We start from the raw sequence: 11,996 nt of genomic DNA, 5'->3' as shown, positions 1-11,996 counted from the left end.
ATTTTTTAGATAACAATACATTTTTTGATTTGGTTCATAAAAATAGTCTATAGCAATTTTCTACTGGATCTATTAGTTATTTTTTTGTCTTTCTAATATATTTATAAATTCTTTTATAAATATATTAAATTCTCTTAAATAGTCATAGATCATATCATTAATGTGTTTATATGCTATTTCAAACGGGAATGTGAATATTATAGTAATAATAATCAATAATATGCTTTCTAAGATATTGTCTATAAAAACATCAATAGTAACTGATGTCATATAAGGTATTGCTATTCCTAATGATTTATAAAGTACTCCTAACATTCCAACGTAGTAACTACTACTTATTAGTAAATATAGAATTCTTGGTAATTTATTTAAAACTTTGATCTCATTATCTACCATAGACTTCATGGCTCTCTCAGAATTTTTTGGTGCATTGTTATTTGAGAGATTTGTTTTTGTAAACTCAATCATTCCAGCTTCAAATATTTTGGCTAATGGTGCTTTAACGTTTCTATTATTTTGATTTTTCTTCTGTAAATTTATTAGGTTTGCTCCGGACCAAAATTGTTTTTTAAAATTATCATCGAGCATATGATTATTCTTTATATTTTTTGTATGTTTAATTATTATTTTTATAGAAATAATAGAAATTATAAATTGATATAGAAATACCATTTTTGTAATTATGCCAAGATTCGAGCACATTGAAATCAAAGACATTTATAATCCTTACTTAAGTTGTAGTTTAATATTTATTGGTTGTGTTTTTTTTATTTGTTTATTATAATTGTTCTAATATTCTTATGATTTCTTGTGTTGCTAGATTTATAGGTGTTTTCACAGAGCAATTGTGATCTTTTCTTGTTTTTATTTCTATAAGATTATTTTCTAAATCCTTTGGTCCAATAACTATTTTTAATGGAATTCCTATTAGATCCCATTCAGAAAACATCACGCCAGGTCTATTATTTCGATCATCTAGAATAACATCAATATTTTTTGTTTTTAAGGATTTATAAATTTCCATAGATATATGTTTGACTTGTTCATTTTTCCAATTGATTGGGCAAATAACCACTTCAAAAGGAGCTATGGATTTTGGCCATATAATACCATATTGATCATTATTTTGTTCTATAGCAGCAGCCATTATGCGAGTTATTCCTATTCCATAACAACCCATTTGCAATGGGAGATACTTCCCGTCATCGTTTAAAAAACAGGCATTTAAATCTTTGGAATATTTAGTTCCTAGAAAGAATATATGACCAACTTCAATCCCTCTTTGTATAGAAAAAGTTCCAGTTCCGTTAGGCAAGGGGTCTCCTTCTACTACATTTCTAATATCAAGAACAATATCAGGTTCTTTTATATTTACACCCCAGTTTACTCCTTTATAGTGGTAATTTTCTTTATTTGCTCCGCAAATAAAGTCACTCATATTCATAACTGTTTTATCGACTATGATATTAACTGGTTTTAATATATTAATTGGTCCTAAATAACCTGGTTTGCATCCAAAATATTCCATTATTTCTTCTTGAGTAGCAAAACGATAATTTTCTAGTCCACTTATTTTCCTGGTTTTAATTTCATTTAACGAATGATCACCTCTAATTAGTAATAAATATATTGGAGAGTGATTCTTGTTTTCAGAAAAAAGTACAATTGATTTTATTGTGTTTGTGATAGAGGTATTAAGTAATTCTGCTACTTTTTCACAGGTTGTAGTGTTGGGAGTATATGTTATCTCCATTGTTTCTTTTGGATTTTCTCTATTTTTAATTAAACAAGGAGCTTCTGCTAATTCTAGATTAGAAGCATAAGTTGAATTCTTATCATATGCTATAAGATCTTCTCCTTTATCCGCTAAAACATGAAATTCATTACTGTAGGATCCTCCAATAGATCCTGTGTCAGCTAATACTGCACAAAATTTTAGAGATATTTTTTCGAAAATTTTTGAATATGCATCAAACATAGATTGATAACTTTTTAATGCATCTTCTTCATTTTTGTCAAAAGAATAAGCATCTTTCATTATAAATTCTCTGCTTCTTAGCATTCCGAATCTTGGTCGTACTTCATCTCGGAATTTTGTCTGTATATGGTAAAATAATACCGGAAGTTGTTTATGGCTATGTATTTCATTTCTTGCTATATCAGACACTACTTCTTCAGAGGTTGGCTGAAGAATAAAACATCTATCATGCCTGTCTCTTATTCTAAGTAATTCTGGGCCGTATTTTTCCAGTCTTCCAGACTCTTGCCATAATTCAGCTGGTTGCACAATTGGCATAAGTATTTCCAGAGCGCCAGAATTGTTCATCTCGTCTCTGACTATTTTTTCTATTTTTTGTAAAACCCTCATTCCTAGAGGCATCAGATTGTAAATTCCTCCAGCTAATTTTCTTATCATTCCAGCTCTTAGCATTAATTGATGGCTGATAATTTCTGCTTCTGCAGGTGTTTCTTTCAAGGTATATAAATGATATTTAGATGCGTGCATGTTTTATGTAATTAATTAAATGTTTATAATATTCTATATATTAATTGTACTAAATTTAATTAGGTAGACTATTATCATGTTGGATAGTGAAGGTTATCGTTCTAATGTTGGTATCGTTATAGCGAATAGTAAAAATGAGATTTTTTGGGGTAAAAGATCAAGAGAAAATTCATGGCAATTGCCTCAAGGTGGTGTAAAACAAGGAGAAACATTAGAAGAGGCTATGTATAGAGAATTGCATGAAGAGGTTGGTTTAAAGCCTAAACATGTTAAAATTATAGGAAGGACTAGAGAGTGGTTGCATTACAACGTTCCTATAAAATTTATTCGAAAAGAATGTCGTAATTTTTATAAAGGGCAGAAACAAATATGGTTTTTATTACGTTTGATTGGTAATGATAGTGATTTTTGTTTGTGTTCTACGTCAAGTCCTGAGTTTGATGCATGGAAATGGGGCGAGTATTGGGATTCTTTAAATATGGTTATAGAATTCAAAAGAAATGTTTATAATAGCGCTTTGAAAGAGCTCTCTTATATTTTATTTTGAGTGTAATTTTTTATAATGTTGTATTTTTTAATTAAACATAAATTAGATGTCCTTTAATATGTTGCAAAATATAGAGAAACTTTCCTGTTTGGTGGATAGATTAACTAAACAATTTATCAATTTGGCTTCTGAGAATATTTCATTGCAATCTGGCAAGAAGTATGCTGAAGATGAGTTGGAATTTCTAAAAAAAGTCTTTGCTGAGAAAGAGTCTGAGTTGTCTTTATTAAAGTCAAAATATCATAAATTAGAGAGTCTTGTTGCTGTTCTTCAGATTGACATAAAGAAAGTAGAAGAAAACTTTACCAAAAAGTTAGATGAGCAGTCATCTTTTTGGAGCAAGAAAGAGAGCGATATGTTAGATAAAAATATTTATCAACAAAAAGCAATAGCCTCGTTAGAGCTAGTTAATGATAATTTAAGGAAGACTCTTTTAGAGGGTTTGAGTCAACTAGAGGATTTAATGCATATTTTACCAACGTGTGATTATCCTGCTAAAAAGGATGAAGCTAATGAAGCAAATTGATGTTTCTATTTTGGGCAGAGATTACTCTCTTGTTTGTTCTGAGTCTGAGAAAGATAATTTAATCTCTGCGGTCTCTTATGTTAATGATCTAGCCTCTCAAATACAAGAAAAATCAAAATCTTATACAAATGAGAGAGTAGCTGTTATGGTTGCTTTGCAAATTGCTGGTGAGTTAATGGGTACAAAAATATCAGATAAATCGTCGATAATAGAAGGAGTTTCCATAGGCGAAATTAGAGAGAAAATAGATTCTATTAGTTTAAGAATAGAATCTATTTTAAAAAAATAATTTATCTATTGGTTAACAGTATAGCTATTCCTAATACAATCATTGGTATAGATAACGTTTGCCCAAGAGTAAGTAGTTGTGTTGTGTTTATTATAAAATAGTCTGGTTCTCTCCAGAACTCAGCAAAAAATCTTGTTAGTCCGTAGAAAATTAGAAACATTGCGCTAACTTGTCCCTTGGGGCGTGTCTTTTTATTGGAGAAGACTTGCATGATTATAAAAAGTAATACTCCCTCTAGGAGGAATTCGTATATTTGAGAAGGGTGTCTTGGTATTTGTTCAACATCATTGTGAAAAATTATTCCCCACGGTAATTTAGTTTGGTATCCCCATAATTCTCCATTTATAAAGTTTCCGATCCTGCCTGCTGCTAATGCAACAGGTATAGATGGAGCTATAAAATCGGTTAGTTCTAAAAAAGGTATTTTTTGTATTTTTGCATAGGTGTAAATTGATATTAATACGCCAATTAATCCGCCATGAAATGACATGCCTCCATTTCTAATATATAAAATCTCAATCAAGTGACGTGAGAAGTAATCTGGTCTATATATAACAACATAACCTAATCTTCCGCCTATAATGGCTCCTAACATGCCCCAGTATAAAAGATTTTCTATCTTATCTTTTGTGATGTATGTTTTCTTTGAGTGTGATATTTTAATTAAACTTAGCCAATAAACACAAAAAAAACCTACTAGATACATTATTCCATACCAATAAATAGGGAAACCTAGTATATTAATAGCTATTGGATTTATGTTTATATTTATAATTTCTCCTAATGGTTTTATTGTTAATAATAAACATGAATAAGTTACGAAAAGAAAACAAAAGAAGCAAATAATAATTTCAAAATATTTCTTGACAGTGATCAATTTATAGAAGATAATCACTTCTTCCTTCGCAAATAATTGTTTGTGATTGAGCTCTTTAACAACTGAACAACCGATAATTGTGAGTACTTGATGCTAGTTTTGAGACATATTTTATATGTCAGGCTAAAAAACACAAGTACTCATTAAAAAAATAATTTTTTAGATTATGTCTAAAAACTCGTTTATTTTTTTGAGTAGCGACGTATTTTTCAATTTATTGAATTTACGTAATAACTAGAGATTAAACTGAAGAGTTTGATCCTGGCTCAGATTGAACGCTAGCGGAATGCTTTACACATGCAAGTCGAACGGCAGCACGAACTTCGGTTTGGTGGCGAGTGGCGGACGGGTGAGTAATGTATCGGAACGTGCCCAGTAGCGGGGGATAACTACGCGAAAGCGTAGCTAATACCGCATACGCCCTAAGGGGGAAAGCGGGGGATCTTAGGACCTCGCACTATTGGATCGGCCGATATCGGATTAGCTAGTTGGTGAGGTAATGGCTCACCAAGGCGACGATCCGTAGCTGGTCTGAGAGGACGACCAGCCACACTGGGACTGAGACACGGCCCAGACTCCTACGGGAGGCAGCAGTGGGGAATTTTGGACAATGGGGGAAACCCTGATCCAGCCATTCCGCGTGTGCGATGAAGGCCTTAGGGTTGTAAAGCACTTTTGGCAGGGAAGAAACAGCATTAGTTAATACCTAATGTGAATGACGGTACCTGCAGAATAAGCACCGGCTAACTACGTGCCAGCAGCCGCGGTAATACGTAGGGTGCAAGCGTTAATCGGAATTACTGGGCGTAAAGAGTGCGCAGGCGGTTCGGAAAGAAAGATGTGAAATCCCAGGGCTTAACCTTGGAACTGCATTTTTGACTACCGAACTAGAGTGTACCAGAGGGAGGTAGAATTCCGCATGTAGCAGTGAAATGCGTAGATATGCGGAGGAACACCAATGGCGAAGGCAGCCTCCTGGGGTAACACTGACGCTCATGCACGAAAGCGTGGGGAGCAAACAGGATTAGATACCCTGGTAGTCCACGCCCTAAACGATGTCAACTAGCTGTTGGGGTCTTCGGATCTTAGTAGCGCAGCTAACGCGTGAAGTTGACCGCCTGGGGAGTACGGTCGCAAGATTAAAACTCAAAGGAATTGACGGGGACCCGCACAAGCGGTGGATGATGTGGATTAATTCGATGCAACGCGAAAAACCTTACCTACCCTTGACATGTCTAGAATCCCGAAGAGATTTGGGAGTGCTTGCAAAAGAACTAGAACACAGGTGCTGCATGGCTGTCGTCAGCTCGTGTCGTGAGATGTTGGGTTAAGTCCCGCAACGAGCGCAACCCTTGTCATTAGTTGCTACGAAAGGGCACTCTAATGAGACTGCCGGTGACAAACCGGAGGAAGGTGGGGATGACGTCAAGTCCTCATGGCCCTTATGGGTAGGGCTTCACACGTCATACAATGGTCGGGACAGAGGGTTGCCAACCCGCGAGGGGGAGCTAATCCCACAAACCCGATCGTAGTCCGGATCGTAGTCTGCAACTCGACTACGTGAAGTCGGAATCGCTAGTAATCGCGGATCAGAATGTCGCGGTGAATACGTTCTCGGGTCTTGTACACACCGCCCGTCACACCATGGGAGTGGGTTTTACCAGAAGTAGTTAGCCTAACCGTAAGGAGGGCGATTACCACGGTAGGATTCATGACTGGGGTGAAGTCGTAACAAGGTAGCCGTATCGGAAGGTGCGGCTGGATCACCTCCTTTAAGAGCTAAAGCTATGTATTAAGTGCTCACAATTATCGGTTGTTATTTAGCTGAGATTGGTAGTAAACAGGATTTGCAACAGATTCTCCATTGTAATTTGTGCTTTAAGGTGCTAATTTAATATATGTATGGGTCTGTAGCTCAGCTGGTTAGAGCACCGTCTTGATAAGGCGGGGGTCGTTGGTTCAAGTCCAACCAGACCCACCATTTCTTTGAGCAAGACCTTTAATAAATTGGGGGTGTAGCTCAGTTGGGAGAGCGCCTGCTTTGCAAGCAGGAGGTCATCGGTTCGATCCCGTTCACCTCCACCAAAATCAAGTTAGAGTTTAATTTTTAGGCTTATTTTAAGCTTAAAAATTAAGCTTTATAAGCTAATTGTTCTTTAAAAATCTAGAAGAGACGCAACGAAATATTAACTATAGTTGTTTTTTGTAACTATAGTATTAGGGTTTTGATTGCATTATATTTTAAAGAGTAAAATCTTTGGAATACTTATGAACAGCACAAACATATGTCAATATTTTTATAGCCTTTAGTGTTATAGGATCAAGTGACTAAGTGCATATGGTGGATGCCTTGGCGATCACAGGCGATGAAGGACGTAGTATCCTGCGAAAAGCTGCGGGGAGCTGGAAAACAAGCTTCGATCCGCAGATGTCCGAATGGGGAAACCCACTCCTTATTGGAGTATCTCTGATTGAATACATAGATCAGTAGAAGCGAACCGGGTGAACTGAAACATCTAAGTAACTCGAGGAAAAGAAATCAACCGAGATTCCGAAAGTAGTGGCGAGCGAAATCGGATCAGCCTTTACGTTTTAGCGTTATTGATAGTCGAAAGAGATGGAAATCTCTGCCATAGTAGGTGATAGCCCTGTAGACGAAATCTTTGATGTGGAACTAAGCGTAAGAAAAGTAGGGCGGGACACGTGAAATCCTGTTTGAATATGGGGGGACCATCCTCCAAGGCTAAATACTCGTGATCGACCGATAGTGAACCAGTACCGTGAGGGAAAGGCGAAAAGAACCCCGGGAGGGGAGTGAAATAGATCCTGAAACCGTATGCATACAAACAGTAGGAGCGGATTTATTCCGTGACTGCGTACCTTTTGTATAATGGGTCAGCGACTTACATTCAGTGGCAAGCTTAACCAAATAGGGGAGGCGTAGCGAAAGCGAGTCCGAATAGGGCGACATAGTCGCTGGGTGTAGACCCGAAACCAGATGATCTATCCATGGCCAGGTTGAAGGCACGGTAACACGTGCTGGAGGACCGAACCCACTAATGTTGAAAAATTAGGGGATGAGCTGTGGATAGGGGTGAAAGGCCAAACAAATCTGGAAATAGCTGGTTCTCTCCGAAAACTATTTAGGTAGTGCCTCACGTATTACTGTATGGGGTAGAGCACTGTTATAGCTAGGGGGTCATGGCGACTTACCAAACTATGGCAAACTCCGAATACGTACAAGTACAGCGTGGGAGACAGAGCACCGGGTGCTAACGTCCGGACTCGAAAGGGAAACAACCCAGACCGCCAGCTAAGGTCCCAAATTATCGCTAAGTGGTAAACGAAGTGGGAAGGCATAGACAGTCAGGAGGTTGGCTTAGAAGCAGCCATCCTTTAAAGAAAGCGTAATAGCTCACTGATCGAGTCGTCCTGCGCGGAAGATGTAACGGGGCTAAGCGATAAACCGAAGCTGCGGGCGTGTTTTATACACGCGGTAGGAGAGCGTTCTGTAAGCCTGCGAAGGTGGCCTGTAAGGGCTGCTGGAGGTATCAGAAGTGCGAATGCTGACATGAGTAGCGATAAAGGAGGTGAAAAGCCTCCTCGCCGTAAGTCCAAGGTTTCCTGCGCAACGTTCATCGGCGCAGGGTGAGTCGGCCCCTAAGGCGAGGCAGAGATGCGTAGCTGATGGGAAGCTGGTTAATATTCCAGCACCATTGTACAGTGCGATGGGGGGACGAATTGTGGAAAATCATCAGGGTGTTGGAAATCCCTGTTGCTGCATTATAGAAGGTGATTAGGAAAATCCGGTCACATTATTCGAGGGTGCGGCACGAGCGAATATATTTCGTGAAGTGATTGGAAGTGGTTCCAAGAAAAGCCTCTAAGCTTCAGCTGTACAAGACCGTACCGCAAACCGACACAGGTGGACGGGATGAATATTCTAAGGCGCTTGAGAGAACTCAGGAGAAGGAACTCGGCAAATTGATACCGTAACTTCGGGAGAAGGTATGCCTCATTAGTGTGATGAGCTCGCGCTTATAGCATGAAGAGGCCGCAGATAATCGGTGGCTGCGACTGTTTATTAAAAACATAGCACTCTGCAAAGACGAAAGTCGACGTATAGGGTGTGACGCCTGCCCGGTGCCGGAAGGTTAAGTGATGGGGTGCAAGCTCTTGATCGAAGCCCCGGTAAACGGCGGCCGTAACTATAACGGTCCTAAGGTAGCGAAATTCCTTGTCGGGTAAGTTCCGACCTGCACGAATGGCGTAACGATGGCCACACTGTCTCCTCCTGAGACTCAGCGAAGTTGAAATGTTTGTGATGATGCAATCTACCCGCGGCTAGACGGAAAGACCCCATGAACCTTTACTGTAGCTTTGCATTGGATTGTGAATAATCTTGTGTAGGATAGGTGGGAGGCTTTGAAGCATGACTGCTAGGTTATGTGGAGCCATCCTTGAAATACCACCCTGGATTCTTTACGATTCTAACCTTGATCCGTTATCCGGATTTGGGACAGTGCATGGTGGGCAGTTTGACTGGGGCGGTCTCCTCCTAAAGAGTAACGGAGGAGTTCTAAGGTACGCTAGGTACGGTCGGAAATCGTGCTTTTAGTGCAATGGCATAAGCGTGCTTAACTGTGAGACTGACACGTCGAACAGATGCGAAAGCAGGACATAGTGATCCGGTGGTTCTGAATGGAAGGGCCATCGCTCAACGGATAAAAGGTACTCTGGGGATAACAGGCTGATACCGCCCAAGAGTTCATATCGACGGCGGTGTTTGGCACCTCGATGTCGGCTCATCTCATCCTGGGGCTGTAGTCGGTCCCAAGGGTATGGCTGTTCGCCATTTAAAGAGGTACGTGAGCTGGGTTTAAAACGTCGTGAGACAGTTTGGTCCCTATCTGCCGTGGGCGTTGGATACTTGACAGAGCCTGCTCCTAGTACGAGAGGACCGGAGTGGACGTACCTCTGGTGTACCGGTTGTCATGCCAATGGCATAGCCGGGTAGCTACGTACGGAAGAGATAACCGCTGAAGGCATCTAAGCGGGAAACTCGTCTGAAGATAAGGTATCCCGGGGACTAGATCCCCCTAAAGGGTCGTTCAAGACCAGGACGTTGATAGGTCGGATGTGTAAGTACAGTAATGTATTAAGCTAACCGATACTAATTGCCCGTGAGGCTTGATCCTATAACTCTACAGGTTATTAATCTGAGTGTATGTTATTAAGCTGTTCATGTTTTTAAGATTCTGAAAAAGTATTTTTGAGTGTTTCTTCTATGATTATTTTATATTTGTTTATTTTATGATGATCAAATATAATACAGGTTATGCCTGATGACTATAGCAAGGTGGACCCACTCCTTCCCATCCCGAACAGGACAGTTAAACGCCTTTGCGCCGATGATATTAGACATCTCGTCTGTGAAAGTAGGTTATCGTCAGGCTCTTATATAATCCCCTACAGATTATTATTTGTAGGGGATTCTCTCTATATAAATCTATAAAAAATCAATATTATATTCTATTAAACCTGCTATCTTTAAAAGATTTTTTTCTTGTGCTGTATGTCTATTAGTAATAGACTCTTCTTAGTTCTATTTGATTCTTAGAGGATATAATGTTATGAATTCTTTTGATAAAGACTCTTCAAATTTTTTTTTCAAATTATAAATTGCTAACCAAGATAATATATGCTTTTTTTTCAGTTGGTTTTATGACTTCTGGTTTTTTCTGGCCAATGACACTAGCTTCTGTTGTTATTATATATTCTAGAAAAAAAGATGTTGTTGGAACAATATATTTTGAACATTTTGAATGGTTATTATACACTTTTTGGGTGTCTATAATTTTATTAATGATTAATCTTGTTTTGTCATATATTTATATAGGTTATCTTGGAATTATAATTACAATTACTTGGGTAATGTATCGTTTGTCTAGTGGTTTTTTATGTTTGTTGGATGATCTATCTCCTTATAATAATTAGTATTTATTTTTTAGATATATGAAATGATTGATAAATTTACAATTACTAAACCAGATGACTGGCATGTACATCTAAGAGATTCACAAATGTTAGATGTCGTTGTTTTGGATACTGTAAAGCAATTTGCGAGAGCTGTTGTTATGCCTAATTTACAAATTCCTGTTATAACAACTGAAATGGCGATTGCTTATAGAGAAAGAATATTAAATTCTATAGAAAAACTAAAATCAGAAAATAGAATAGAAGTTGGTAATATTTTTGAACCTCTAATGACCATATACCTTCAAGATAGTACACCATCTGAAGAAGTTTTAAGAGCAAAAAAATCTGGTGTTGTTTTTGCATTTAAACTTTATCCAGCTTCTTCAACTACAAATTCTCAGCATGGTGTTGTTGATTTATTAGGTAATTGTAGTGAATTATTGGAAAACTTACAAAAAGTTGGTATGCCATTGTTAGTACATTCAGAAGTTTCAGATAGAAGAGTTGATATTTTTGATAGAGAGAGGGTTTTTATTGATCGGGTTATGGTCATTTTAAGAAAGATTTCCAAGTTTAAAAATAGTATTTTGAGCATATTTCTAACTAAAGAAGGTGTGGATTTTGTCCTTGATGATGATAATAGTCCAATAGCAGCAACAATTACACCACAACACTTAATTTACAATAGAAATGATATTTTTTTTGGTGGATTAAACCCTCATTTGTATTGTTTGCCTATTTTAAAAAAAGAAGAAGATAGAATAGCATTATTGAATGCCGCAACAAGTGGAAATAAAAAGTTTTTTCTAGGAACAGATAGTGCTCCTCATGATAAGAGTTTTAAAGAAAATGCTTGTTCTTGTGCAGGTTGTTATAATGCAAGTCATGCTATGTCGTTATATGCTTCTATATTTGATAGTGTTGGTAGATTAGATAATTTAGAATTATTTGCAAGTTTTAACGGTCCTGATTTTTATAATTTACCAAGGAACAAAGAATTATTAACTTTATATAAAGAGGATAATATTGTTCCTAATGAATTAACAAGTAATGATATTAAAATCATCCCATTATCTGCTGGTAAAATTTTAAAATGGCTCTACGTAGCCGTATTTGATTTTAATTTATTTTAATTTATTTTAATTTATTTTAATTTATTTTAATTTATTTTAATTTATTTTAATTTATTTTAATTTATTTTAATTTATTTTAATTTATTTTAATTTATTTTAATTTATTTTAATTTATTTTAATTTATTTTAATTTATTTTA

The 11,996-nt window shown here is 37.1% G+C and carries 8 protein-coding genes, 2 tRNA genes and 3 rRNA genes; 10 read left to right on the top strand and 3 right to left on the bottom strand.

The features are described 5' to 3' along the window. Positions 1–72: 72 nt before the first annotated feature. Complete coding sequence (locus tag CDSE_RS03085; protein ID WP_148283576.1) at positions 73–588, bottom strand: hypothetical protein; 516 nt, start codon at positions 586–588, stop codon at positions 73–75. A gap of 190 nt (positions 589–778) precedes the next feature. Continuing rightward, entirely contained in the window at positions 779–2,506 is a 1,728-nt protein-coding gene (locus CDSE_RS03080) for a proline--tRNA ligase (RefSeq protein ID WP_015396544.1), read from the bottom strand. 76 nt (positions 2,507–2,582) lie between these two features. On the opposite strand from CDSE_RS03080, the gene CDSE_RS03075 reads away from it, so the two are divergent. From CDSE_RS03075 to CDSE_RS03065, 3 genes are read left to right on the top strand one after another with little or no spacing between them, the layout of a single operon-like run. Next, positions 2,583–3,053 carry an RNA pyrophosphohydrolase gene (locus tag CDSE_RS03075; RefSeq protein WP_015396543.1) on the top strand — a complete coding sequence of 157 codons (471 nt, stop codon included), beginning with the start codon at positions 2,583–2,585 and terminating at the stop codon, positions 3,051–3,053. Positions 3,054–3,111: 58 nt separating this feature from the next. Continuing rightward, the gene (locus CDSE_RS03070) at positions 3,112–3,579 is read left to right on the top strand and encodes a hypothetical protein (RefSeq protein WP_015396542.1); all 468 of its coding nucleotides are present in this window, start codon (positions 3,112–3,114) and stop codon (positions 3,577–3,579) included. Continuing rightward, the gene (locus tag CDSE_RS03065) at positions 3,566–3,868 is read left to right on the top strand and encodes a cell division protein ZapA (protein ID WP_015396541.1); all 303 of its coding nucleotides are present in this window, start codon (positions 3,566–3,568) and stop codon (positions 3,866–3,868) included. The genes CDSE_RS03070 and CDSE_RS03065 overlap by 14 nt, the downstream gene beginning before the upstream one ends. Position 3,869: 1 nt before the next feature. Here the strand turns inward: CDSE_RS03065 and lgt are convergent, their stop codons facing one another. Continuing rightward, positions 3,870–4,763 carry a prolipoprotein diacylglyceryl transferase gene (lgt, locus tag CDSE_RS03060; protein WP_235043906.1) on the bottom strand — a complete coding sequence of 298 codons (894 nt, stop codon included), beginning with the start codon at positions 4,761–4,763 and terminating at the stop codon, positions 3,870–3,872. A 225-nt stretch (positions 4,764–4,988) separates the two neighbouring features. On the opposite strand from lgt, the gene CDSE_RS03055 reads away from it, so the two are divergent. From CDSE_RS03055 to pyrC, 7 genes are all read left to right on the top strand, one after another. Further along, positions 4,989–6,519, top strand: a 16S ribosomal RNA gene (locus CDSE_RS03055). 130 nt (positions 6,520–6,649) lie between these two features. After that, a tRNA-Ile gene (locus CDSE_RS03050) sits at positions 6,650–6,726 on the top strand. 28 nt (positions 6,727–6,754) lie between these two features. Further along, positions 6,755–6,830: transfer RNA gene (locus tag CDSE_RS03045), tRNA-Ala, on the top strand. A 233-nt stretch (positions 6,831–7,063) separates the two neighbouring features. Beyond that, positions 7,064–9,943: ribosomal RNA gene (locus tag CDSE_RS03040) — 23S ribosomal RNA — on the top strand. Positions 9,944–10,086: 143 nt separating this feature from the next. Beyond that, positions 10,087–10,200, top strand: a 5S ribosomal RNA gene (gene rrf, locus CDSE_RS03035). The 16S, 23S and 5S rRNA genes sit together here with 2 tRNA genes alongside, the layout of an rRNA operon. 227 nt (positions 10,201–10,427) lie before the next feature. Beyond that, positions 10,428–10,742 carry a hypothetical protein gene (locus CDSE_RS03030; protein WP_235043905.1) on the top strand — a complete coding sequence of 105 codons (315 nt, stop codon included), beginning with the start codon at positions 10,428–10,430 and terminating at the stop codon, positions 10,740–10,742. A gap of 23 nt (positions 10,743–10,765) precedes the next feature. Next, entirely contained in the window at positions 10,766–11,857 is a 1,092-nt protein-coding gene (gene pyrC, locus CDSE_RS03025; protein ID WP_015396538.1) for a dihydroorotase, read from the top strand. The last annotated feature ends 139 nt before the right edge of the window (positions 11,858–11,996 follow it).

It is taken from the genome of Candidatus Kinetoplastibacterium desouzaii TCC079E, assembly GCF_000340795.1.
GTDB classification, from domain to species: domain Bacteria; phylum Pseudomonadota; class Gammaproteobacteria; order Burkholderiales; family Burkholderiaceae_B; genus Kinetoplastidibacterium; species Kinetoplastidibacterium desouzai.
Note: the sequence above shows the minus strand (reverse complement) of the source record. Positions and strands in the feature narration are given on the sequence as shown.

Excerpts from the sequence above, each read along its gene's own strand:
- CDSE_RS03080 (WP_015396544.1), bottom strand. The coding sequence starts at position 2,506 with ATGCACGCATCTAAATATCATTTATATACCTTGAAAGAAACACCTGCA.
- CDSE_RS03085 (WP_148283576.1), bottom strand. The coding sequence starts at position 588 with ATGCTCGATGATAATTTTAAAAAACAATTTTGGTCCGGAGCAAACCTA.
- pyrC (WP_015396538.1), top strand. The coding sequence starts at position 10,766 with ATGATTGATAAATTTACAATTACTAAACCAGATGACTGGCATGTACAT.
- CDSE_RS03075 (WP_015396543.1), top strand. The coding sequence starts at position 2,583 with ATGTTGGATAGTGAAGGTTATCGTTCTAATGTTGGTATCGTTATAGCG.
- CDSE_RS03070 (WP_015396542.1), top strand. The coding sequence starts at position 3,112 with ATGTTGCAAAATATAGAGAAACTTTCCTGTTTGGTGGATAGATTAACT.
- CDSE_RS03065 (WP_015396541.1), top strand. The coding sequence starts at position 3,566 with ATGAAGCAAATTGATGTTTCTATTTTGGGCAGAGATTACTCTCTTGTT.